The sequence below is a fragment of the Streptomyces zhihengii genome, from assembly GCF_016919245.1.
Taxonomy (GTDB): Bacteria; Actinomycetota; Actinomycetes; order Streptomycetales; family Streptomycetaceae; genus Streptomyces; species Streptomyces zhihengii.
Genome location: NZ_JAFEJA010000001.1, coordinates 1,121,358 through 1,143,865, shown reverse-complemented (window position 1 = coordinate 1,143,865; position 22,508 = coordinate 1,121,358). Strand labels below are relative to the sequence as shown.

Here is a 22,508-nt window from a genome sequence, read left to right as displayed (position 1 = left end):
ACTGGAACCAGAGGAGTAAGCGTGCCGACAGTGCCCTCGGCTCATCCGGCTGAAGACACCGCACAGACCGCAACGACCTTGCCCGGCACGGACATCGCCGCGCTGCTCGAACGCGGACGCACCCTGTCCACCCCGGTGCTGCGCGCCGCCGTGGACCGCCTCGCCGCACCCATGGACACCGTGGCCGCCTACCACTTCGGCTGGATCGACGCGGAGGGCAACCCCGCCGAGGGCGACGGCGGCAAGGCCGTGCGCCCCGCGCTCGCCCTGCTGTCCGCCGAGGCCGCCGGCGCCGCCCCCGAGGTCGGCATCCCCGGCGCCGTCGCCGTGGAACTCGTGCACAACTTCTCGCTCCTCCACGACGACCTCATGGACGGCGACGAGCAGCGCAGGCACCGCGACACCGTCTGGAAGGTGCACGGCCCCGCCCAGGCGATCCTCGTCGGCGACGCGCTGTTCGCGCTGGCCAACGAACTCCTGCTGGAGATCGGGACCGTGGAGGCCGGCCGGGCGACCCGCCGGCTGACCACCGCCTCCCGCAAGCTCATCGACGGCCAGGCGCAGGACATCTCCTACGAGCACCGCGAGCGGGTCACCGTCGAGGAGTGCCTGGAGATGGAGGGAAACAAGACCGGCGCACTGCTGGCCTGCGCCGTCTCCATCGGCGCGGTCCTCGGCGGCGCCGACGACGAGACCGCCGACACCCTGGAGGCGTACGGCTACCACCTCGGCCTCGCCTTCCAGGCCGTCGACGACCTGCTCGGCATCTGGGGCGACCCGGTCGCCACCGGCAAGCAGACCTGGAGCGACCTGCGCCAGCGCAAGAAGTCCCTCCCGGTGGTCGCCGCGCTCGCCGCGGGCGGACCGGCCTCCGAGCGGCTCGCCGAACTCCTCGCCGCCGACGCCAAGAGCAATGACTTCGACAGCTTCTCCGAGGAGGAGTTCGCCGTCCGGGCGGCCCTCATCGAGGAGGCGGGCGGCCGCGAGTGGACCGCCCAGGAGGCCCGGCGCCAGCACACGGTGGCCGTCGAGGCGCTCGGCCGGGTCGACATGCCGGAAACGGTCCGCGCACAGCTCACCGCGCTCGCGGACTTCGTCGTCGTACGAAAGAGATGATCGCCATCACCCGCAGGACCCCCGCGCGCCGCTCCACCGCGCCGCGCAGAAACGTCACACGCGGCATCGTCGCGTGCAGCCCCGGCAGCACCGTCACACCGCGGAGCGTCCGCCGCACCATATGAAGCGCGTCGCCGGCCGGTGACGCCACCGCGTCACCGGCCGACGTCATACCCCAGCTCAGCAGAGAACACTGCCACGAAGGGGAGACCATGACTGCGACGACCGACGGAAGCGGCGGGCCCCTGAGGGCCGGCTCCGCACCTGCCGGCGAGACCCGTACCACCACCCGGGAGCCCCAGGCCCCCGCCCCGCACGACCTCAAGGAGAGCGCCGCCCGCGCCGCGGAACGCGCCGTCGAGCACCTGCTCGCACGCCAGGACACCGAAGGCTGGTGGAAGGGCGACCTCGAGACCAATGTGACCATGGACGCCGAGGACCTCCTGCTGCGGCAGTTCCTCGGCATCTCCGACCGGGCGACCACCGAGGCGTCCGCCCGCTTCGTCCGCGGACAGCAGCGCGACGACGGCACCTGGGCCTCCTTCTACGGCGGCCCGGGCGAACTCTCCACCACCGTCGAGGCCTACGTGGCCCTGCGCCTCGCCGGCGACCGGCCCGACGACCCCCACATGCTGCGCGCCGCGAGCTGGATCCGCGGCCAGGGCGGCATCGCGGCCAGCCGCGTCTTCACCCGCATCTGGCTGGCCCTGTTCGGCTGGTGGAAGTGGGACGACCTGCCCGAACTCCCGCCGGAGCTCATCTTCCTGCCGAAGTGGTTCCCGCTGAACATCTACGCCTTCGGCTGCTGGGCCCGGCAGACCATCGTCCCGCTCAGCGTGGTGTCCGCGCTGCGCCCGGTGCGCCCCGCCCCGTTCCCGCTGGACGAACTGCACACCGACCCGGACAACCCCAGCCCGCCGCGGCCGCTGGCCCCCGCCACCACCTGGGACGGCCTCTTCCAGCGCGCCGACCGCGCCCTGCACCTGTACCACCGGGTGGCGCCGCGCCGGCTGCGGCGCACGGCGATGAACAGCGCCGCCCGCTGGATCGTCGAACGCCAGGAGAACGACGGCTGCTGGGGCGGCATCCAGCCGCCGGCCGTCTACTCGGTGATCGCCCTCCACCTGCTCGGCTACGACCTCGAACACCCCGTGATGCGCGCCGGGATCGCCTCGCTGGACCGCTTCGCCGTCTGGCGCGAGCAGGACGGCCGGCCGCTGCGCATGATCGAGGCCTGCCAGTCGCCCGTGTGGGACACCTGCCTCGCCACCGTGGCGCTGGCCGACGCGGGCGTGCCCGCCGACCACCCGGCACTGGTGAAGGCCGCCGACTGGATGCTCGGCGAACAGGTCGTCAGGCCCGGCGACTGGTCCGTGCGCCGGCCCCAACTCGGCAGCGGCGGCTGGGCGTTCGAGTTCCACAACGACAACTACCCCGACACCGACGACACCGCTGAGGTCGTCCTCGCGCTCCGCCGGGTCGACCACCCCGAACCGGCGCGCGTGGACGCGGCCGTCGCCCGCGGCGTCCGCTGGAACCTCGGCATGCAGTCCCGCAACGGGGCCTGGGGCGCCTTCGACGCCGACAACACCGGCACCCTCCCCAACAAACTGCCGTTCTGCGACTTCGGCGAGGTGATCGACCCGCCGTCCGCCGACGTCACCGCCCACGTCGTCGAGATGCTGGCATACGAGGGCATGGCCGACCACCCCCGCACCCGGCGCGGCATCCAGTGGCTGCTCTCGGAACAGGAGCCCAGCGGCGCCTGGTTCGGCCGCTGGGGCGTCAACTACCTCTACGGCACCGGCTCGGTCGTCCCCGCCCTGATCGCCGCCGGACTGCCCGCCGCCCACCCCGCCGTCCGCCGCGCCGTCGGCTGGCTGCGCTCCGTCCAGAACGACGACGGCGGCTGGGGCGAGGACCTGCGCTCCTACCGGGAACGCGGCTCGATCGGCCGCGGCACCTCGACCGCGTCCCAGACCGCCTGGGCGCTGCTCGCGCTCCTCGCGGCGGGCGAGGAGGACGGCACCGCCGCCCGCCGCGGCGTCGCCTGGCTGACGGCCGCCCAGCTCCCCGACGGCTCCTGGGACGAACCGGAGTTCACCGGCACCGGCTTCCCCTGGGACTTCTCCATCAACTACCACCTCTACCGGCAGGTCTTCCCGCTCACCGCGCTCGGCCGGTACGTCCACGGCGAACCGGTGGTCGGGGCCGCGGCCGCCCGCAGGGGCCGCTGATGGGCACCGAGCCGGGACCCGACGGCTCCGGCCCGCCGCTGCTGATCGCCTGCGCCCTCGGCATCGAGAGGCTCGCCCTGCGGGGCGGCCTCACGGGCCGGGGCGCGGGCCGCGGCGCGGCCCGGGTCCTGCGCACCGGCATGGGACCGGCCAACGCCGAGCGGGCCGTCCTCGCGGCCTGTTCCGCCGAACCCCTCAGGACGGCCGCCGTCATCGCCTCCGGCTTCTGCGCCGGCCTGGTGCCCGGCATGCACCCCGGAGACCTCGTCGTCGCCGACCGGACGAGCGCCGGCGGCGTCGTCACCCCCTGCACCGACGCCGCCCTGCTGCGCGAGGCCGTCGCCCGGGCCGTCCCCGGCCGTACCGTGCACGGCGGGGTCCTGGCGGGCGTCGACCACGTGGTGCGCGGCCCGGAACGCGCCCTGCTGGAGGCCACCGGCGCGATCGCCGTCGACATGGAGTCCGCCGCCACGCTGGGCAGCGCCCTGCGCGCCGGACCCCGCCCGGTTGCCGCCGTCCGGGTGGTCGTGGACGCCCCGGAGCACGAGCTGGTCCGTATCGGCACGGTACGCGGGGGAATATCGGCCTTCCGCGTCCTGCGCGCCGTGCTTCCCGCATTCCACGAATGGCACCGTTCTTCGCTGCTCCCCAGGAGGTGAGCCAGATGGCCATGCCGCTCCGCCAGACCATCAGGGTCGGTACGTATCTCTTCGAACAGAAGCTCCGCAGGCGGGAGAAGTTCCCGCTGATCGTCGAACTGGAGCCGCTCTACGCGTGCAACCTCGCGTGCGAGGGATGCGGGAAGATCCAGCATCCGGCCGGTGTGCTCAAGCAGCGGATGCCGGTGGCGCAGGCGGTCGGGGCGGTCCTGGAGTCCGGTGCGCCGATGGTCTCCATCGCCGGCGGGGAACCGCTGATGCACCCCCAGATCGACGAGATCGTCCGCCAGCTCGTCGCCCGCAGGAAGTACGTCTTCCTCTGCACCAACGCCCTGCTGCTGCGCAAGAAGATCGAGAAGTTCACGCCCTCGCCCTACTTCGCGTTCGCCGTGCACATCGACGGGCTGCGCGAGCGGCACGACGCCTCGGTGGCCAAGGAGGGCGTCTTCGACGAGGCGGTGGAGGCGATCAAGGAGGCCAAGCGGCGCGGCTTCCGGGTCACCACCAACTCGACCTTCTTCAACACCGACACCCCGCAGACCGTCATCGAGGTCCTCGACTACCTCAACGACGACCTCAAGGTCGACGAGATGATGATCTCGCCCGCCTACGCCTACGAGAAGGCCCCCGACCAGGAGCACTTCCTCGGCGTCGAGCAGACCCGGGAGCTCTTCCGCAAGGCGTTCTCCGGCGGCAACCGGCGGCGCTGGCGGCTCAACCACTCGCCGCTCTTCCTCGACTTCCTGGAGGGCAGGGCCGACTTCCCCTGCACCGCCTGGGCGATCCCCAACTACTCGCTCTTCGGATGGCAGCGGCCCTGCTACCTGATGGCCGACGGCTACGTGCCCACCTACCGGCAGCTCATCGAGGAGACCGACTGGGACTCCTACGGCCGCGGCAAGGACGACCGCTGCGCCAACTGCATGGCGCACTGCGGCTACGAGCCCACCGCCGTCCTCGCCACCATGGGCTCCCTCAAGGAGTCGCTGCGCGCCGCGCGCGAGTCGGTGTCGGGCTAGCCGGAGGCGCGAGGCGGCCGCACGGCGGCCGCCGGCGCGGCGGGACCGGCCCCGGAGCCGGGAGCGAGGAGCGAGGCGGATGAGGAGAGGCGAGCGATGACCAGGCCACCCGGAGGCTTCGACCTGACGGAGCTGCTGGCGCGGCGCGGAGCGGAACGCTACGAGCTGCACAGCCGCCATCTCAACCACCAACTGCCCCGGATGCTGCGCACCATCGGCTTCGACAAGGTCTACGAACGGGCCGAGGGCGCCTACTTCTGGGACGCCGAGGGCAACGACTACCTCGACATGCTCGGCGGCTTCGGCGTCATGGGCCTCGGACGCCACCACCCCGTCGTCCGCAAGGCGCTGCACGACGTGCTCGACGCCCAGCTCGCCGACCTCACCCGCTTCGACTGCCAGCCGCTGCCCGGACTCCTCGCCGAGCGGCTGCTCGCCCAGACCCCCCACCTCGACCGGGTCTTCTTCGGCAACAGCGGCACGGAGGCGGTGGAGACCGCGCTCAAGTTCGCCCGCCGCGCCACCGGCCGGCCGCGGGTCCTGTACTGCGCCCACGCCTTCCACGGCCTCACCGCCGGCGCGCTGTCGGTCAACGGGGAGAACGCCTTCCGGGACGGCTTCGCCCCGCTGCTGCCCGACACGGCCGTCGGGCTCGGCGACCTCGACGCCCTGGAGCGCGAACTGCGCGCCGGGGACGTCGCGGCCCTCGTCGTCGAACCGATCCAGGGCAAGGGCGTCCACGCGGCGCCGCCCGGCTACCTCCGCTCCGCCCAGGAACTGCTGCACGCCCACGGCGCGCTGCTCGTCGCGGACGAGGTGCAGACCGGCCTCGGCCGCACCGGCGACTTCTACGCCTTCCAGTACGAGGCGGGCGTCGAGCCCGACCTGGTCTGTGTGGCGAAGGCGCTCTCCGGCGGCTACGTCCCGGTGGGCGCGACCCTCGGCAAGGACTGGATCTTCAAGAAGGTCTACTCCTCCATGGACCGGGTCCTGGTGCACTCCGCGAGCTTCGGCTCCAACGCGCAGGCGATGGCGTCCGGCCTCGCCGTGCTCGCGGTCCTGGAGGACGAGCACGTCGTCGCCAACGCGCGGGTCACCGGCGAACTGCTGCGCTCCCGGCTCGCCGCCCTCGTCGACCGGTACGAGCTGCTGCACGAGGTCCGAGGCCGGGGACTGATGATCGGCATCGAGTTCGGCCGGCCCGAGTCGATCAGGCTCCGCAGCCGCTGGGCGATGCTCCAGGCGGCACGCAAGGGACTCTTCGCGCAGATGGTCGTGGTGCCCCTGCTCCAGCGGCACCGGATCCTCACCCAGGTCTCCGGGGACCACCTGGAGGTGATCAAGCTGATCCCGCCGCTGATCATCGGCGAGCGGGAGGTCGACCGCTTCGTGTCGGCGTTCACCGCCGTGATGGACGACGCCCACAACGGCGGCGGACTGATGTGGGACTTCGGCAGGACCCTGGTGCGCCAGGCCGTCGGCAACCGCTGAGCGCGGCCCGGCCCAGCTCCGCGCCGCCCTCGGGCTCGCCCGCCCCGTTTTTGCCTCAGGGGCAAGAAACTTGCCTCAGCGGCAAGCAGGTGGCGCAATGGTCACATGACCACATCCGCCGCGACGCCGGCCGACGGGCTCGACCGCGTCGCCCCCCGGCTGCGCGACCTGCGCCGCAGCAGAGGGCTCACCCTGGAGGCCGCCGCCCTGCGCGCCGGGCTCTCGCCCGCCCATCTGTCCCGCCTGGAGACCGGGCACCGCCAGCCCTCGCTGCCGATGCTCCTCGCTCTCGCCAGGATCTACGGTACGACGGTCGGCGAGGTGCTCGGCGAGCTGCCGCCCGAGGAGCAGCCCGTCATCCGCGGCGGCCGGGCCGCCCCGATGAACGCCGACGGCTGGACGTACCACCAGGTCGGCGCCTCCGGCCGCGCCATGCAGGCGCTGCGGGTGGTGGTGCCGTACGGCGCCCAGGGCGACCTGGTCCGGGTGCACCCCGGCGAGGAGTGGCTGTACGTCCTCGACGGCCGCCTGCGCCTCGTCCTCGGCGACACCGTCCACGAGATGGCGCCCGGCGACAGCGCCCACTTCGACTCGCTGACCCCCCACCGGATCGCCGCCGCCACCTCCGACGGGGCGGAGCTGCTCTTCATGCACACGCTGCTCCAGAGCCCCGACTTCCATCCGCACGTCTGACCCGGAAGGTACGTGATCCAGGACATGTCGCACGATCCGCTGGACGGCAGAGCGCGACCGGGCGCGAGCCCGCGTGAGGACCGCTTCCCCCGCGGGCTGGTGATCCGCCTCTTCGCCTATCTGATCGCCGGCCACCTCGTGGCCGGCTTCCTCTACCTGCTGTTCCTCGTCGGCGCTCGGAACCAGTAGCCCCGCCGCCGGCCGCCCGCCCGCCCGCCGCCCGCCCGCCGGCCGCCCGCCGGCCGCCCGCCGGGCGGGACCGGGGGCGGGTCCCCCCGGCCGGGGTTCCGCGCCCGGGCGGGCTCAGGCGTCCTCGACGAGCCGCTCGCGCAGCCGCTCCCGGGTCTCGGGGGAGAGGCCGAGCCCCTCGGAGAAGTACCGCTCCGTCCCGCCCCAGGTCTCGTCGATCGTCTCGAAGGCCGCCGCGAGGTAGGCGGCCCGCGCGTCGAAGAGCGGGTTGAGCAGCTCCATGACCTCCGCGGACATCGCCTCGGGGGAGTCGGAGCTGCGGCGCACCTTGTAGCGGCGGTGCGGGTCGTTGGACTTCAGGTAGTCCGCCTCGATCGCCTCGCGCTCCACGCCGACCGCGAGCAGGGTGACGGCGACGGAGAGACCGGCGCGGTCCTTGCCCGCCGCACAGTGCATCAGCGCGGGCACGCTGTCCTCGGCGAGCGAGTGCAGCACCCGGCTGTGCTCGGCCGTCCGCTCGGTGACGATCAGGCGGTACGAGGCGATCATCCGGTCCGCGCCCTTGCCGTCCGCCAGGATCGCCTTGAGCTGGTCGAGGTTCCCGTCGCGGACCATCCGCCAGAACTCCGCGCCGTCCGCCGGGTCGCTCAGCGGCAGGTTGACGTTGCGCACGCCGGGCAGCTCGACGTCCGGACCCTCCAGCCGGTGGTCCGCGGCGTTGCGGAAGTCGAAGACGGTGTGCAGACCGAGCGTGGACAGGTACGCGGCGTCGCTCGCCGTGGCGTGCGCGAGGTGTCCGCTGCGGAACAGCCTGCCGTGCCGCACCCGCCGGCCGTCCACGGTGGGCAGCCCGCCGACGTCGCGGAAATTGCGGACTCCGGCGAGTTCGGGCTCTGTCGACGGGGCCTGCGGCAGCTGCTGCGTCACGTGGACTCCTTCGGGTGACTGCCGTCGGCGGTCGCCGACGGAGGCGCGAACCCGACCATACGACACGCGTTCATCATTCAATCGTCCTGTTCGCGCCGGGTCGTGCGGGCATGCCCCCACGGCCCCCGGCCGCCCTCCCCTTCGCCCCGCGGAGCCGCCGGCGGGGAAAGGGGGCGAAGCCGGACGATGCCGCCGATCTTGAGCGGCAAATAGGCCGCCGAACAGCCTTTCGCGCATTCTGTCCGAATTGAGGGTTTGGGGATAACGTGCCCCGCATGAAAGGGAAATGGGCTCGGGCTGGTGAGCAGGATCTCATCGGTGACGGACCGTGCCCGCCGCCCCGGGCTCAACTGCCGCCCCGGGCAGGCCGTCCGGCCGGCGCGCTCCACGCAGGGTGACGGGAAATGCCGCGCCCATTCGGACGCGGCAATGCCTTTCGGAAATCGACGCTTGTTTCCGCCGACGCCGTTCGCCTACGGTCACGCTCGATCCGGACGGAACGCCTAATCCTGCCGCCGACCGGACTCCCAACCGAACCCACGTGTGGCAGGAGCGGGGGACCCAGGTAGTACGCCGTATCCGGAGAATTCGGACGGCTTGGGGTGAAATCGCGCAGCTCGCGCGAACGGGCATCTCCAGCCCGAACCCGACAGCTCACCTCGCAGGCGCCGGAGAGGAAAGCGCCATGCCCCGAAAGGGTAAGCACCGTCGTCCCAAGGCAGGCCCCATCACCCGCGGCTTCGTCGTCGCCGGGACCGGCGGCGCCGCCATCGCACTCCCGCTGATCGGTGCCACCGCCGCCGGTGCGGCCACCGGCCCGGCCCCCGCAGCGGCGCCCGCCCCGGCCGTCGCCTCGGTCCCCGCCGCGGCGTCCGTCGCGGCGAAGGCCCCCGCCGCCAAGGCCCCCAAGACGTACACCGTGGTGGCCGGTGACTACCTGTCGAAGATCGCCGACGAGCAGGACGTCCGCGGCGGCTGGAAGCAGCTCTTCGACGACAACCGCCGCGCCATCGGTGCCGACCCGTCCCTGATCCACCCGGGTCTCGAACTCACCATCGGCGCCAAGTCCCAGGCCAAGAGCGACCCCGAGGTCCGCGCCGACGACTCCTCGCGGGCCTCCCGCGACACCGCGCGCAAGGCCGCCCCCGCGGCGGAGCCGGCCGAGAAGCCCGCGGCCGAGAGCTCTGCGGCCAAGAGCTCGGCCGCCGGGTTCTCCGCGCCCGTCCCCGGTGCCACCATCTCCACGCCGTACCACCAGAACGGCGCGATGTGGTCCAGCGGTTACCACACCGGTGTCGACTTCGTCGCCGCCACCGGCACCTCCGTGAAGGCCGTCGCGGCCGGCACCGTCGTGTCGGCCGGATGGGGTGGCTCGTACGGCAACGAGGTCGTCATCCAGCACACCGACGGCACCTACTCGCAGTACGCCCACCTGTCCTCGCTGTCCGTCTCCAGCGGCCAGTCGGTGACCGGCGGCGACCAGATCGGCCTCTCCGGCTCGACCGGCAACTCCACCGGCCCGCACCTGCACTTCGAGATCCGCACCGGTGCCTCCTACGGCTCGGACGTCGACCCGCTGGCGTACCTGCGCCAGCACGGCGTCTCCCTCTGAGGCGCCCGCGCACTCCTTCCGGCGGCCCTCGGGCGGCCGGTCCGGGTCCCTCGCTCCGTCCGGCGGCGGAGCGGGGGATTCCGCGTATTCCGGCTTGGGGAAAAGTTGACCGGTGGTAAAGATCACCACCCGTCAACCCCTCCTTACGGTCGCGTAGGTCACATCCGCGGGTGAAAGATGCTGTCCCGTGGCAGACGATTCGAGAACAGAGAACAGTGGCGCATTCGGGTCGTACGCGGCGATCGGTGACAGTTTCACCGAGGGCGTCGGCGACCCCGCCCCCGACGGGACGTTCGTCGGATGGGCGGACCGCTTCGCGGTCCTCCTCGACGACCTCGCCCCCGAACACGGCTTCCGCTACGCCAACCTCGCCGTACGCGGCCGCCTGCTCGACCAGATCGTGGCCGAGCAGGTCCCGAGGGCCAAGGAGCTCGCACCCGACCTGGTGAGCTTCTGCGCGGGCGGCAACGACATCATCCGCCCGGGCAGCGACCCGGACGCCGTGGCCGAGCGCTTCGAGGCCGCCGTCGCCGACCTGACGTCGTGCGTCGGCACCGTCATGGTGACCACCGGCTTCGACACCCGTGACGTGCCCGTCCTGCGGCACCTGCGGGGCAAGATCGCCACCTACACCGCCCATGTGCGGGCCATCGCCGACCGGTACGGCTGCCCGGTCCTCGACCTCTGGTCGCTGAAGTCCGTCCAGGACCGGCGCGCCTGGGACGCGGACCGGCTGCACCTCTCGCCCGAGGGGCACACCAGGGTCGCCCTGCGTGCCGCCCAGGTCCTCGGCCTCCGGGTGCCCGCCGACCCGGACCAGCCGTGGCCGCCGCTGCCCCCGCGCGGGCAGCTCGAGGTCCGGCGCGACGACATCCAATGGGCCCGCGAGTACCTCGGGCCGTGGATCGGGCGCCGGCTGCGGGGCGAGAGCTCCGGCGACCACGTCCTGGCCAAGCGCCCCGACCTGCTGCCGCTCTGAGCCGCTGCCGCGCGGGCATCCGCCCGGCCGGGCGGCCTGCGTGCCGGGCGGCGTCCGCCCCCCGGGCAGCCCCGGTCACGTGTCGCGCGGGCGGGGGTGTCAGCGGCCGGGGGCGTCAGCGGGCGGGGGTGTCAGCGGGCGGTCGCGGTGAGCTCCGCGCGGTCGACGCCCAGCTCCCTGGCCAGGGCGTCGTCCGTCCACTCCAGCATCGCCGCCCGCGACAGCGTCCCCTCGTACGAGGTCATCTGCACCGCGAGCCCGTCGAGGAAGGCCGTGAGCCGCCAGGCGGCGGCCGCCGGGTCGTCGCAGCGGAACTCGCCGGACGCCGCGCCCTGCGCGATCACCTCGGTGAGCGCCGCCTTCCACTGCTGGTCCAGGCCCCGGGAGACCTCCCGCAGGGCCGGATCCCGCAGGGACACCGACCATGCCTCGATCCACAGCCGCCACCCCTTCGCCTGGCCGGTCGGCGCGTACCAGCGCACGGCGGTGCGCAGCCGGCGCAGCGCCGAGGTGCGGCGGCCGAGCAGTCTGCGCAGATGGGCCAGGTCGGCGTCGGCGGCATGGGTGAAGGCCGCCGAGACGAGCTGCTCCTTCGAGGCGAAGTGGTAGAGCACGAGCGCGTTGCTCACACCGAGCGACGCGGCGACGTCGGCGATCCGGACGGCGGCTGCGCCGTGCTCCTCGATCTGCTCGACGGCGGCGGTGAGCAACTCCTCCCGCCGCTCGGGGACGCTTCTTCGCACTCTGCCCACGGCGGTCACCCTACACAGCGGATCTTGGCCCCGGTCCAGCCCGCGGAGCCATGAATTCCGGGCTTTCCCGGACCGGTTGGGTGCACGGCACCGCACGGGCCCCGGCCCCGTGCGCCCCGGCGCGCGGGGCAGTGCGCCCCCGGGCTGGAACGTGCGCCCCGTCCCCGCCGTCCGCCCGCCCCACGCCTGCCGTCCGCCCGGCCGCCGTCTGCCGTCCATCCCTCCGTCCGCCCTGCGCGGGCCGCGGGCCGCCCGCAACGCCGACCGGAACACGGGGGCGTGGGTCGGCGTTGCCAGGGAAGGGGCCTCGGGGCGCTGTGCGCCCGCTTTCCCTCGAAACGTACGAAACTGCACATAATGGATGGACCCCGACACCAGGAGGTGCCGTGACCGGCGCTGGTTTCCCCCACTCGCTGCGTGCTCGGCTGCGCGGCCTCAGGACGGCCGCCTTCGGCGCCGACCCGGCCGGTGAGCGCATGGCACGCATCCGCCGCTCGCCGAACTTCGCGGACGGCTCCTTCCAGAACCCGGTGGGCGCGAGGACCAGGCCGTCCGGCGCCTCCATGACCGAATTCGCGAAGATCTACTTCGAGAAGGAGGCCCGGAGCCGGCGTGCCCCCACCGACCGCATCCCCGTCCACCCCACCACCCTCGCCGATCTGGCCAGGCCCCCGGCCTCGGGCCTCCGGCTGACCTGGATGGGCCACTCCAGCGTCCTCGCCGAGATCGACGGGCGCCGGGTCCTCTTCGACCCCGTCTGGGGCGACCGCTGCTCCCCGTTCGACTTCGTCGGCCCCAAGCGGCTGCACCCCGTCCCCGTGCCGATCGCCACCCTCGGCACCGTCGACGTCGTCGTGATCTCCCACGACCACTACGACCACCTCGACCTCCCCACGATCAAGGCCCTGGCCGGCACCGGCACCGTCTTCGCCGTGCCCCTCGGCGTCGGCGCCCACCTGGAGCGCTGGGGCGTGGCCCCCGACCGGCTGCGCGAGCTCGACTGGCACGAGAGCGCCGAGATCTCCGGGCTGCGCCTGACCGCCACCCCCGCGCGCCACTTCTGCGGCCGGGGCCTGCGCAATCAGCAGCACACCCTGTGGGCGTCCTGGGCCGTGGCCGGCCCCGAGCACCGGATCTACCACAGCGGCGACACCGGGTACTTCCCCGGCTTCGCCGACATCGGCCGCCGGCACGGCCCCTTCGACGCCACCATGATCCAGATCGGCGCCTACTCCGAGTACTGGCCCGACATCCACATGACCCCCGAGGAGGGCGTCCGCGCCCACCTCGACCTCCAGGGCGGCCGCCCCCACGGCGTCCTGCTCCCCATCCACTGGGGCACCTTCAACCTCGCCCCGCACGCGTGGGCGGAGCCGGGGGAGTGGACCCACGACGCGGCGGACGAGCACGCCCAGCCGGTCGCCTCCCCCCGCCCGGGCGAGCCCTTCGAGCCGGCGGGCCCGCTCCCGGCCGACCGCTGGTGGCTGGAGATCTCCCGCCCCCTCGACCGCCACTGGCGCACCTCCGCCGCCGCCCTCGACCTCACCCCGCACGACCGCCCGGCCTCCGACGCGGTCGTCGAGACCTGAGCGCCCCGCTCGCACGCGCAGGGCCCCCGCTCCGGCGGGGGCCCTGCGCGTGCGAGGGGGCATGCCGAGGCACGGGCTTCCTCCGGCGGGAGTGGTCGCCGGTCCGCGGGTTGGGGACGCCGCCCCGCGGCGCGGGGCCGCCGGCCCGCCCGGCGTCACCCCGCGGTGAGCACCTCCACCCCCAGGGCGCGCAGGTCGGAGACGGCCGGGTCGGTCGGAGGGGTGTCCGTGATCAGGCCCGTGATCTCGGGGAAGGGGAGGACGCGGAAGCGTGAGGCGGTGCCGATCTTCTCGGAGGAGGCGAGGATCCAGGTGTCCGCGGCGCGGGCGGACAGGGCGCGCTTCATCGCCGCCTCGTCGGCGTCGCCGGTGGTCAGGCCGGCCTCGGGGTGCACGCCGGTGACGCCGAGCAGGCAGAGGTCGGCGGAGACGTTCTGGGCCGCTTCGACGGCGGCGGCGCCGCAGGTCACGGCCGAGTGCTTGAAGACGCGGCCGCCGAGCAGGAAGAGCTCGGCGCGGGGGTGGTCGAGCAGGGCCGCGGCGACGGTCGGGCTGTGGGTGATCACGGTGCAGTCGAGGTCCCGCGGCAGAGCGTGGGCGACGGCGAGGGCGGTCGTCCCGCCGTCGAGGATCACCGTGCCGCCCGGTTCCACCAGGCCGGCCGCCGCCGTGGCGACCTTCTGCTTGCCGTCCGGGGCGACGGACTGCCGGGCGGCGTAGCCGACCACCGCGGGCGAGACGGGCAGCGCGCCCCCGTAGACGCGCTGGCACAGGCCCTCGGCGGCGAGATCGCGCAGATCGCGCCGCACGCTGTCCTCGGAGATCCCCAGCCCGGCGGCGACGTCCTTGGCGACGATCTTGCCCTCGCGGGCGAGCAGACCCAGCAGGTGGTCGCGTCGTTCAGCAGCCAGCATGCACACTCTCTCCTGTTCTTGCACGTTTCTGCGTGTACGGTACCACTCATGAACGACAAGCCCCTGCTCATCCTGATCGCCGGCCCCTACCGCTCCGGCACCGGCGGCGACCCTGCGGCCATGGCCGCCAACCTCGAAGCACTCGAAGCCGCCGCCTGGCCGGTCTTCGCCGCCGGACACGTGCCCGTCATCGGCGAGTGGATAGCCCTGCCCGTGCTGCGCTCCGCCGGCGCCGGCCCCACCGACCCGCTCGCCGACCAGGTGCTCTACCCCACCGCCGACCGGCTGCTCGCCCACTGCGACGCCGTGCTCCGCCTGCCCGGCGCGTCCGCCGGGGCCGACCAGGACGTCGCCACCGCCCGCCGACGCGGCCTGCCCGTCTACCACGACGCGGCCGAGATCCCCCGCCGCACCCCGCAGGAGGCCCGGTGACCGGCCGCCCCGGCGTCGACGTCCCGGACCACCGCGGCCGCACCGGGCTCGACCGGGCCGGCCGCGGGCTCGACCGCAACCCCGGCGTCGTGGTCCGCGACGTCGAGCTCACCTCCCGGGGCTGGCACGTCCTGCGGCGCACCACCTTCGACTACCGCCGCCGCGACGGGCGCTGGGAGACCCAGCAGCGGGAGACCTACGACCGCGGCGACGGCGCCGTCGTCCTGCCCTACGACACCGCACGCGAACGGGTGCTGCTCACACGGCAGTTCCGCTACCCCGCCTACGTCAACGGCCACCCCGACGGCATGCTCGTGGAGGCCGCCGCCGGACTGCTCGACGCGGACGACCCGGAGGCCGCCGTCCGGCGCGAGAGCGCCGAGGAACTCGGCGTCACCCTCGGCCCGCTCACCCGTGTCCTCGCCGCCTACATGAGCCCGGGCTCCGTGACGGAGCGCCTCCACTTCTTCGCCGGCCCCTACACACCGGCCGACCGGACCGGCGCCGGGGGCGGCCTGGAGGAGGACGGCGAGGACATCGAGGTCCTCGAAGTGCCGTTCTCCGAGGCGCTCGCCATGACCCGCGACGGGCGCATCGCCGACGGCAAGACCGTCCTGCTCCTGCAATGGGCCGCGCTGGAGGGCCCCTTCGCCCCGAAGCGGCCGGACGCGGAGCCGGCCCCGTCCGCGGCCGGGTCCTGACCAGGTGAACGGGCGCCGGGGCGGGGGAGACCCGCCCCGGCGCCCGTGCGCGGGCAGCGTCACCTCCGGCGCCCGGGGCTCACTCTTTCGGGTGTTGTGACACCCCGCGGGCGCCCCGGCCCGCGCACCCGGGGACCCGGCCCGGCGCGCGGCGCCCGGGGACGCCGGGCCGTACCGGCGGCCCCGCCATCAGGCGCGGAACGCACCGGCCCCCCCGCCGGGCGGCCTGGGAATCGCAAGGCCGTGCGGTGGCTCATACCAGAGCGGGACCTTCGGTGGGCAAGTTTGCCGACTGGCTCTCGGACGCCTTCCGTCCGCGACTACCGTGTGTTGCCGGCGATCAACGGCGGGCTCCGTTCCCCCTGTCACCCCGGCCCGCCCGTGTGCCGTCGCCCATCCGCACCACGCCGATTCCTGGGGCCCCACGTACCAAGGACGCTGATGTCTCACCTTCGCGCACCCGCCACGCGATCCGAACGCCGCGAGGGCGGGCGACACGGCCGGCCGGGCCCCCGCGCCCTGTCGTCGCCGGGGCGGTCGCACGACGCACCGCTCCCTCCGGAAGCCCGCATACGACCCCAACTGCTGCGCACCGCCGTCCTGCCGACGGTGGTCGCCGCCCTCAGCGGCGCGGCGGCCGTCACCTTCGTGCTGCGGGCGGCATCCCCCGAACCGACCTTCACCCTGTGGGTCGTCCTCCTCGGCATGGCCGCCCTCGCCATAACGGCCGTCGCCGTCGCCGCGCTGGGCGCCGAGCGGACCGCGCGCACCGTCCTCGGGCGCGCCTCCGCACTGCGCCGCAGCACCGCCCGCGGACAGGCCGAACTGCGCGCCGTCGTCGACCGCCTCCGCCGCGGCGAGGGCCCCCCGCCCCGCCCCGCCCCGGCCGCCCCCGGCCCCCGGGGCGGGGACGAGTTCGACCTGCTCACCCACGAGCTGAACCGCTCGCACGACGCCGCCGTCAGCGCCGTCGTCCAGGCGTCCCGGCTCTCCAGCAGCGTCGGCAACGAACAGAAGGTCGAGGTCTTCGTCAACCTCGCCCGCCGCCTCCAGTCGCTCGTACACCGGGAGATCCAGCTCCTCGACGAACTGGAGAACGAGGTCGAGGACCCGGAACTCCTCAAGGGCCTCTTCCACGTCGACCACCTCGCCACCCGCATCAGGCGGCACGCGGAGAACCTCGCCGTGCTCGGCGGCGCCATCTCCCGCCGGCAGTGGTCCAACCCGGTCACCATGACCGAGGTGCTCAGGTCGGCCATCGCCGAGGTCGAGCAGTACCCCCGCGTCAAACTCGTCCCCCCGATCGACGGCACCCTGCGCGGACACGCCGTCGCCGACGTGATCCACCTGCTCGCCGAACTCGTCGAGAACGCCACCCTCTTCTCCGCGCCGCACACCCAGGTCCTGCTGCGCGCGCAGCACGTCACCGCCGGGCTCGCCGTGGAGGTCGAGGACCGGGGGCTCGGCATGCCCGCCGGTGAGCTGGAGAAGATGAACGCCCTGCTCACCGACCCGGACCAGGTCAACGTCGCCCATCTGCTCCAGGACGGCCGCATCGGCCTCTTCGTGGTCTCCGCCCTCGCCCGCCGGCACGGCATCGCGGTCCGTCTGCAGTCCAACATCTACGGGGGAGTGCAGGCCGTCCTCGTCCTGCCGCAGGGCCTGCTCGGCGCCGACCCCGGCGGACCCGCCGGGCAGCGGACCCCCACGACGCCCGCCGCCGCCCCCGTCCAGGCGCGGCCCGCCGACGGAACCGACCCGCGCCCCGGCACCCACGCCCCCGCGCACCCACCCGCACCGCGCCCCGACGCGCACGAACCGGCGCACCCCGCCGCCCCCGCGCACGAACCGGCACTCCCTACCGCGCCCGCGCACGAGCCGCCGCGTCCGGCGGCCCCCGCGCACCGACTCGCACCGCGCGCCGACGCGCACGACCCCGCGCACCCCGCCCTGCCCGCGCAGCGGGAGCAGGACCGGGCCGTCCCCGCGCTCGCGCCGCTGCCCGTGCGCGGCGACCGGAACGACCGGCCCAACCCGGCCGCCGCCCGCCCCGGCCGCACCCACCGGACGCCCCCGGCGCCCGCACTCCACGACGCGCCCCCGCCGCCCCCGGGCGCCGAAGGCGAACCGCCCCCGGCGACACCGGTACGCGGCACGACGGGCCGCCCCCAACTGCCCCGCCGCCGCAGCCAGGAACACCTCGTCCCGCAACTGCGCGAAGCCCCCGCACCGCGCCCGGACGCGGAACCCGAACTGCACGACCCCGGCCTGATGGCCGCGTTCCAGCGCGGCATCGGACTCGCCGAGGCGGCCCACCCGAGCGCCCCCGCGCCCGGTCCGTACCTCGACGACACCACCACCAAGGAGTAGATGACCATGGCGAGCGAGATGCCGGCCGGCCATGCCGCGGACCTCGACTGGCTGCTCAGCGGTCTCGTCCAGCGCGTGCCCCACACCCGCAACGCGGTGCTGCTCTCCTCCGACGGGCTGGTGAAGTCGGTGCACGGCCTCGACGCCGACAGCGCCGACCACATGGCCGCCCTCGCCTCCGGGCTGTACTCCCTCGGCCGCAGCGCCGGGACCCGCTTCGGCGACGGCGGCGAGGTACGGCAGGTGGTCGTCGAACTCGACTCCACCCTGCTCTTCGTCTCCACGGCCGGATCCGGCACCTGTCTGGCCGTGCTCGCCGGCCGCGAGGCCGACGCCGCCGTGCTCGGCTACGAGATGGCCATGCTGGTCAAGAGCGTGCGCCCCTACCTCGCCACACCGGCGCGCACCGCCGCCGGGGCCACCGGCATCCCGGGGCAGTGACGGTGCCCTCGCCCATGGACGGACCGTGGCTCGACGACGCGGCCGGCCGGCTGATCCGGCCGTACACGGTCAGCGGCGGCCGCACGCGTCCGACGGCGGCACTCGACCTGCTCTCCCTGGTCATGGCGACCGGCACCACCCCCCAGACGCATCTCGGCCCGGAGCACGCCCTGGCCCTCGGCCTCTGCCACGGCCCGACGTCCGTCGCCGAGATCTCCGCCCATCTGAGGCTGCCCGCCGTCGTGACCAAGGTGCTCCTCTCCGACCTCGTGGACTGCGGCGCGGTCACCGCACGGGCGCCGCGCACCCACGACACACCCACGGACCGTTCACTGCTGGAGGCGGTGCTCGATGGACTGCGACGACGTCTGTGACCGCGGTGGCGCCGCGGACGGCGACCTCTTCCCGACGGCGCTGAAGATCCTGGTGGCCGGCGGCTTCGGCGTGGGGAAGACGACGTTCGTCGGCGCGGTGAGCGAGATCGACCCGCTCAGCACCGAGGAACTCCTCACCCAGGCCGGCGTCGGCACCGACCGGCTCGACGGCATCGAGTCCAAGCGGACGACCACCGTCGCCATGGACTTCGGACGCATCACGCTCGACGCCCGCCATGTGCTCTACCTCTTCGGCACACCCGGCCAGGAGCGCTTCTGGTTCATGTGGGACGAACTCTCCGAGGGCGCGCTCGGTGCCGTCGTCCTCGCCGACACCCGGCGCCTGGAGGACTCCTTCTCGGCCGTGGACTTCTTCGAACGGCGCGGCATCGGCTTCGTCGTCGCCGTCAACGAGTTCGACGGCGCCTACCGCTACGACGCCGAGGAGGTCCGGGCGGCGATCGACCTCCGACCGCAGGTGCCGGTCGTGCTGTGCGACGCGCGCATCGCCAGCTCCGGCATCCGGACCCTGGTCACCCTCGTCCAGCACCTCCTGACGACCGCAACCGCCCTCGTGCCGGGCACGGCACCGAGCCATGGAGCACCGCGATGACGTACGACCCCACCGGCCATCTGCTGCTCACCCCGGTGGACCGGGAGGCGCCCGACCGGGTGCGGCGACTGCGCGAACTCGGCTTCGGCGACCGCCCGGACGCCGCGTTCGACGCCTTCGCGCAGCGCCTGGCGGAGGTGACCGGCGCCCCGTACTCGATGGTCAACTTCATCGACGAGAAACGGCAGTTCTTCGCGGGGCTGCACACCCCCGAGGGCACCCGCGGCGGCGACCTGAACGCGGCCGCCTCCGCCGGCGTCGGCCGCTTCATGGCACGCGACCACGGCTACTGCCCGCATGTGGTGGTGCGGCGCAAGGCGCTGGTGCTGGAGGACGTCTGCGACTACCCGCGGTTCGCCGGCAACCCCGTCGTCGACGAGATCGGCATCCGCTCCTACCTCGGCGCGCCGCTGATCGACCGCACCGGCATCGCGCTGGGCACGATCTGCGTCGTCGACACCGAACCGAGGCCCTGGGGCAGGGCGGGCCTGGTGACCATCAAGTCGCTCGCCGCCGAGCTGATCGAGCAGATCCACCGCAGGGAGGACGGCCGGATCTGAATCCGCCCCCGCTGCCCCGCCCCCGTCCGGCCCTCAGCCGGCGTGCGCCATCCGCACCGCGCCGGACAGCCGCTGCGACCACTGCCCCTTCGCCGTGCCCAGGGCCACCTCCGCGAGGCGCAGCAACTGGATGTCCGAGGTGCCCGCGGGCGCGAACATGTGCAGCGCGTCGCGCAGATAGCGCTCCACCGGGCGGTCGGTGAACAGCCCGGCTGCCGCGTGCACCTCCATGGCGCACCGGGCCGAGTCGATCGCCGACTCCACGTTGACCAGCTTGGCGTTCATCAGCTCCGCGTCGCACGGCAGCCCCTCGTCCAGCAGGTGCACCGCGTGGTAGGCGGCCAGCCGCGACGTCATCAGCCGGGACTGCATGGCGCCCAGCTTCAGCTTCACCGAGGGCAGTTCGTGCAGGGGCTTACCGTAGCGCCGGCGCTCCTCGCAGAAGCGCGTCGTCTCCTCCAGGATCGCCCGGTGGATGCCGAGGGACACAGCCGTGAGATTGGCCCGCCCGTACAGGACGCTGGAGGAGTACGCCACGGCCAGGCCGTCGCCCTCGTCGCCCAGCCGGCTCGACGCGGGGATCCGGCAGTCCTCGAAGACCAGCTCCCCGAAGCCGAATCCGTGCAGGCCCATCGTCGGACGCTGCTCGCCGGTCCGGAAGCCGGGGCGGCCCGATTCGACGAGGAAGGCCGTCAGGCCGCCGGAGCCGGGCCCCGTCCGCGCCACCACACCGTGGAGATCGCCGACATGGCTGTTCCCCACGAACACCTTGCGGCCGTTGAGCACGTAGTCGTCCCCGTCGCGGACGGCGGTGGCCCCCATGCCCAGCACATGGCCGCCCGACTCCGGCTCGGTGACGGCTATGGTCGGCAGGCACTCGCCGGCGGCTATCGCCGGCAGCCAGCTCTTCTTCTGCTCGTCGCTGCCGAAGTGGACGATCTTGGCGACGCCGAGCTGGGACGCCTGGACCATCGCGCCCATGGCGCCGCTCACCCGGGACAGCTCCTCGATGACGATGGTCTTGGCGAGATGACCCAGGCCCGAACCGCCGTACTCCGTGCCGACGGTGACCCCGAGCCAGCCCTGGCGGGCGATCCGCCGGGACAGCTCCCGGTCCACCGTCCGCGCCGACTCCATGGCCGGGACGCGGGGCCGCACCTCCCGCTCGGCGAACTCCCTCACCTGATCGCGCAGCCTGTGGTGCGACCTGCCGGCGAAGTATCCGTCCATCGCGAGCTCCCCTGCCACCTCGGTCTGTTGACCGTTCCGGACCGGGACAGGGCGGATTCCCCGGCGGAAGCGCCCCGCATGTCCCCGGCCACGGTCACCACCGACCCTTCCCCGCCGGTGTCGCGCTGCCACCTCCCGATCGGCCGGATCTCGCCGTCATCGGCGCGAACGGGCCCTTTCGGGGGCGCTCCCGCGCTCCGGGGTGACCGCGCGCGCCCGTCCGCGGAATCGATTCCTCGCCGGTTGGGACCGAAAGTCACCGGTTCCGGTGCGGGATCGGATCGCAGACACCGGCGCACAGGGGTGACATCCGGCGCGCGCACGACACACCCCGGCCGGGGTGTGCACGCCCCGGCGCGCACGCATCCGCCCCACGCCCGGCCCGCGCACCGCCCCACGCCCGGCCCGCGCACCGCCCCACGCCCGGCCCCGCGTACCGCCCTGCGGCCGGCCCGCGCACCGTCACCGGCGCGTCCGTCCCGCCGCCCGCACCCGGCAACCCGGCGCACTCCCGCGCACCCCTCACCGGGCGTCGGTGACACTCTCCCGCAGGACGACCTCGCCGCCCACCCGCACCAGCCGCGACCGGGGGCCGCGCGGTTCCCGCAGCGCGAGGCCCATCACCTGCTGCCCCATCGCCGCGAGCGGGAGCGCGACCGTGGTGAGGGGCGGGGAGAGTTCGCGGACGAGGGGGATGTCGTCGAAGCCCGCGAGCGAGATGTCCTCGGGCACCCGCACCCCCAGCTCCCGGAACGCGGCCAGCGCCCCCACCGCCATCACATCGGTCACCGCGAAGACGCAGGTGGGGCGCTCACCCCGGGCCAGCAGGGTGCGCGCCGCCGCGTAACCGCCGTCGCGGGTGAACGGCCCCCGGACGACGCGGCCGGGAGGCAGCGCGATCCCCGCCGCCTCCAGCTCCTGCCGGAAGCCGGAGAGCCGGTCGTGGACGGTGGTCAGGGCCGGCGGGCCGGTGAGCACGCCGAACTCACGGTGTCCCCGGGCCACCAGGGTGCGGGCGAGGGCGGCCGCACCGCCCCGGTTGTCGGGCAGCACCGCGTCCGCGCGCAGGCTGCGGTGCCGGCTCAGCACCGCGACCCGGCCGCCCGCGCGGACGTACGGGTCGAGTTCCGCGGCGAGGGCGCGTTCCCAGGCGCGGTCCTGGAAGCCGGAGCCGATCAGCAGGATGGCGCGGGCGCGCTGGGCGCGCAGCGCGGAGACGTAGGCGATCTCGCGGGCGGGTTCCCGGAAGGTGCTGGCCAGTACCACCAGCAGGTCCCGTGCCGCGGCGGCGCGCATCACACCGGCCGACACGGCGGCGAAGTACGGGTCGCCCACGTCGTGGCAGACGACCCCCACCGTGTTGCTGGAGGCGCTGGCGAGTGCCTGGGCATGCGCGTTGGGGATGTACCCGAGCTGGTCCGCGGCCGCGCGCACCCGGCTGCGGAGGTCGTCGCGCACCCGGCTGGTGCCGTTCAGGGCCCTCGACGCGGTGGCGAGGGAGACACCGGCGCGGTGGGCGACGGTGCTGAGTGTGACGTGTACCTGGCTTTCCCGTTCACTCATGTGACCCCCGGGAAACTTGGGAACGACCTATTGACCCTGGCGAGCGG

At 74.0% G+C, this 22,508-nt stretch carries 22 protein-coding genes and 1 riboswitch; of the genes, 17 read left to right on the top strand and 5 right to left on the bottom strand.

The genetic code is table 11. The annotated features are described in order from the left end of the window. Positions 1-30 precede the first annotated feature (30 nt). From JE024_RS04800 to JE024_RS04770, 7 genes are all read left to right on the top strand, one after another. The gene (locus JE024_RS04800; RefSeq protein WP_244883124.1) at positions 31-1,116 is read left to right on the top strand and encodes a polyprenyl synthetase family protein; all 1,086 of its coding nucleotides are present in this window, start codon (positions 31-33) and stop codon (positions 1,114-1,116) included. Between the two features lie 212 nt (positions 1,117-1,328). After that, positions 1,329-3,353: a squalene--hopene cyclase gene (gene shc, locus JE024_RS04795; RefSeq protein ID WP_205372376.1), complete on the top strand. Its 2,025-nt coding sequence runs from the start codon at positions 1,329-1,331 to the stop codon at positions 3,351-3,353. After that, entirely contained in the window at positions 3,353-4,012 is a 660-nt protein-coding gene (locus JE024_RS04790; RefSeq protein WP_205372375.1) for a phosphorylase family protein, read from the top strand. Before shc ends, JE024_RS04790 begins: the two co-directional genes overlap by 1 nt. A gap of 5 nt (positions 4,013-4,017) precedes the next feature. Beyond that, positions 4,018-5,031, top strand: coding sequence for an adenosyl-hopene transferase HpnH (gene hpnH / locus JE024_RS04785; RefSeq protein WP_205372374.1), 1,014 nt, complete (start codon positions 4,018-4,020; stop codon positions 5,029-5,031). A 96-nt stretch (positions 5,032-5,127) separates the two neighbouring features. Further along, positions 5,128-6,522, top strand: coding sequence for an aspartate aminotransferase family protein (locus JE024_RS04780; protein WP_205372373.1), 1,395 nt, complete (start codon positions 5,128-5,130; stop codon positions 6,520-6,522). Positions 6,523-6,627: 105 nt separating this feature from the next. Next, positions 6,628-7,215 carry a helix-turn-helix domain-containing protein gene (locus JE024_RS04775; RefSeq protein WP_205372372.1) on the top strand — a complete coding sequence of 196 codons (588 nt, stop codon included), beginning with the start codon at positions 6,628-6,630 and terminating at the stop codon, positions 7,213-7,215. A 24-nt stretch (positions 7,216-7,239) separates the two neighbouring features. Next, positions 7,240-7,404, top strand: coding sequence for a DUF6126 family protein (locus JE024_RS04770; protein WP_244883123.1), 165 nt, complete (start codon positions 7,240-7,242; stop codon positions 7,402-7,404). Between the two features lie 114 nt (positions 7,405-7,518). Here the strand turns inward: JE024_RS04770 and JE024_RS04765 are convergent, their stop codons facing one another. Then, positions 7,519-8,331, bottom strand: coding sequence for a tyrosine-protein phosphatase (locus JE024_RS04765; RefSeq protein ID WP_205372371.1), 813 nt, complete (start codon positions 8,329-8,331; stop codon positions 7,519-7,521). A gap of 519 nt (positions 8,332-8,850) precedes the next feature. Beyond that, positions 8,851-9,014, top strand: a riboswitch (cyclic di-AMP (ydaO/yuaA leader). 2 nt (positions 9,015-9,016) lie between these two features. Here JE024_RS04765 and JE024_RS04760 point away from each other — a divergent pair. Both JE024_RS04760 and JE024_RS04755 read left to right on the top strand, forming a co-directional pair. Further along, entirely contained in the window at positions 9,017-9,943 is a 927-nt protein-coding gene (locus JE024_RS04760; protein ID WP_205372370.1) for a M23 family metallopeptidase, read from the top strand. A 187-nt stretch (positions 9,944-10,130) separates the two neighbouring features. Beyond that, a complete protein-coding gene (locus tag JE024_RS04755; RefSeq protein ID WP_205372369.1) occupies positions 10,131-10,922 on the top strand; it encodes an SGNH/GDSL hydrolase family protein in 792 nt (263 codons plus the stop codon). 131 nt (positions 10,923-11,053) lie between these two features. Here the strand turns inward: JE024_RS04755 and JE024_RS04750 are convergent, their stop codons facing one another. Then, positions 11,054-11,674 carry a TetR/AcrR family transcriptional regulator gene (locus tag JE024_RS04750; protein WP_205372368.1) on the bottom strand — a complete coding sequence of 207 codons (621 nt, stop codon included), beginning with the start codon at positions 11,672-11,674 and terminating at the stop codon, positions 11,054-11,056. 386 nt (positions 11,675-12,060) lie between these two features. Here JE024_RS04750 and JE024_RS04745 point away from each other — a divergent pair, with 386 nt between their 5' ends. Then, the gene (locus JE024_RS04745; protein ID WP_205372367.1) at positions 12,061-13,263 is read left to right on the top strand and encodes an MBL fold metallo-hydrolase; all 1,203 of its coding nucleotides are present in this window, start codon (positions 12,061-12,063) and stop codon (positions 13,261-13,263) included. Positions 13,264-13,418: 155 nt separating this feature from the next. On the opposite strand, the gene JE024_RS04740 is transcribed toward JE024_RS04745, so the two are convergent. After that, positions 13,419-14,177, bottom strand: a complete 759-nt coding sequence (locus tag JE024_RS04740) for a DeoR/GlpR family DNA-binding transcription regulator (protein ID WP_205372366.1) — start codon at positions 14,175-14,177, stop codon at positions 13,419-13,421. Positions 14,178-14,225: 48 nt separating this feature from the next. Here JE024_RS04740 and JE024_RS04735 point away from each other — a divergent pair, with 48 nt between their 5' ends. The 7 genes from JE024_RS04735 to JE024_RS04705 all read left to right on the top strand — a co-directional run bounded on the left by JE024_RS04735 (position 14,226) and on the right by JE024_RS04705 (position 19,668). Next, positions 14,226-14,609 (top strand): DUF4406 domain-containing protein, encoded by a 384-nt coding sequence (locus JE024_RS04735; protein ID WP_205372365.1) that lies wholly within the window; start codon positions 14,226-14,228, stop codon positions 14,607-14,609. Then, on the top strand, positions 14,606-15,310 hold the full coding sequence (locus JE024_RS04730) for an NUDIX domain-containing protein (protein ID WP_205372364.1): 705 nt from the start codon (positions 14,606-14,608) through the stop codon (positions 15,308-15,310). Before JE024_RS04735 ends, JE024_RS04730 begins: the two co-directional genes overlap by 4 nt. A 441-nt stretch (positions 15,311-15,751) precedes the next feature. Then, complete coding sequence (locus JE024_RS04725) at positions 15,752-17,680, top strand: ATP-binding protein (RefSeq protein WP_205372363.1); 1,929 nt, start codon at positions 15,752-15,754, stop codon at positions 17,678-17,680. A 6-nt stretch (positions 17,681-17,686) separates the two neighbouring features. After that, positions 17,687-18,121, top strand: a complete 435-nt coding sequence (locus JE024_RS04720) for a roadblock/LC7 domain-containing protein (RefSeq protein ID WP_205372362.1) — start codon at positions 17,687-17,689, stop codon at positions 18,119-18,121. A 2-nt stretch (positions 18,122-18,123) separates the two neighbouring features. Next, positions 18,124-18,495 (top strand): DUF742 domain-containing protein, encoded by a 372-nt coding sequence (locus JE024_RS04715; protein ID WP_205376375.1) that lies wholly within the window; start codon positions 18,124-18,126, stop codon positions 18,493-18,495. Then, positions 18,473-19,108 (top strand): GTP-binding protein, encoded by a 636-nt coding sequence (locus JE024_RS04710; protein WP_205372361.1) that lies wholly within the window; start codon positions 18,473-18,475, stop codon positions 19,106-19,108. Before JE024_RS04715 ends, JE024_RS04710 begins: the two co-directional genes overlap by 23 nt. Continuing rightward, entirely contained in the window at positions 19,105-19,668 is a 564-nt protein-coding gene (locus JE024_RS04705; RefSeq protein WP_205372360.1) for a GAF domain-containing protein, read from the top strand. Before JE024_RS04710 ends, JE024_RS04705 begins: the two co-directional genes overlap by 4 nt. A 33-nt stretch (positions 19,669-19,701) precedes the next feature. Here JE024_RS04705 and JE024_RS04700 read toward each other — a convergent pair whose 3' ends face one another. Together JE024_RS04700 and JE024_RS04695 are read right to left on the bottom strand one after the other, a co-directional pair. Further along, the gene (locus tag JE024_RS04700; protein ID WP_205372359.1) at positions 19,702-20,898 is read right to left on the bottom strand and encodes an acyl-CoA dehydrogenase family protein; all 1,197 of its coding nucleotides are present in this window, start codon (positions 20,896-20,898) and stop codon (positions 19,702-19,704) included. Positions 20,899-21,420: 522 nt separating this feature from the next. Then, positions 21,421-22,461: a LacI family DNA-binding transcriptional regulator gene (locus JE024_RS04695; protein WP_205372358.1), complete on the bottom strand. Its 1,041-nt coding sequence runs from the start codon at positions 22,459-22,461 to the stop codon at positions 21,421-21,423. Between the last annotated feature and the right edge of the window lie 47 nt (positions 22,462-22,508).

Coding starts and splice junctions, on each gene's coding strand:
- shc (WP_205372376.1), top strand. CDS start 1,329: ATGACTGCGACGACCGACGGAAGCGGCGGGCCCCTGAGGGCCGGCTCC.
- JE024_RS04790 (WP_205372375.1), top strand. CDS start 3,353: ATGGGCACCGAGCCGGGACCCGACGGCTCCGGCCCGCCGCTGCTGATC.
- hpnH (WP_205372374.1), top strand. CDS start 4,018: ATGGCCATGCCGCTCCGCCAGACCATCAGGGTCGGTACGTATCTCTTC.
- JE024_RS04780 (WP_205372373.1), top strand. CDS start 5,128: ATGACCAGGCCACCCGGAGGCTTCGACCTGACGGAGCTGCTGGCGCGG.
- JE024_RS04775 (WP_205372372.1), top strand. CDS start 6,628: ATGACCACATCCGCCGCGACGCCGGCCGACGGGCTCGACCGCGTCGCC.
- JE024_RS04770 (WP_244883123.1), top strand. CDS start 7,240: ATGTCGCACGATCCGCTGGACGGCAGAGCGCGACCGGGCGCGAGCCCG.
- JE024_RS04760 (WP_205372370.1), top strand. CDS start 9,017: ATGCCCCGAAAGGGTAAGCACCGTCGTCCCAAGGCAGGCCCCATCACC.
- JE024_RS04740 (WP_205372366.1), bottom strand. CDS start 14,177: ATGCTGGCTGCTGAACGACGCGACCACCTGCTGGGTCTGCTCGCCCGC.
- JE024_RS04735 (WP_205372365.1), top strand. CDS start 14,226: ATGAACGACAAGCCCCTGCTCATCCTGATCGCCGGCCCCTACCGCTCC.
- JE024_RS04725 (WP_205372363.1), top strand. CDS start 15,752: ATGTCTCACCTTCGCGCACCCGCCACGCGATCCGAACGCCGCGAGGGC.
- JE024_RS04720 (WP_205372362.1), top strand. CDS start 17,687: ATGGCGAGCGAGATGCCGGCCGGCCATGCCGCGGACCTCGACTGGCTG.
- JE024_RS04710 (WP_205372361.1), top strand. CDS start 18,473: ATGGACTGCGACGACGTCTGTGACCGCGGTGGCGCCGCGGACGGCGAC.
- JE024_RS04705 (WP_205372360.1), top strand. CDS start 19,105: ATGACGTACGACCCCACCGGCCATCTGCTGCTCACCCCGGTGGACCGG.
- JE024_RS04700 (WP_205372359.1), bottom strand. CDS start 20,898: ATGGACGGATACTTCGCCGGCAGGTCGCACCACAGGCTGCGCGATCAG.
- JE024_RS04695 (WP_205372358.1), bottom strand. CDS start 22,461: ATGAGTGAACGGGAAAGCCAGGTACACGTCACACTCAGCACCGTCGCC.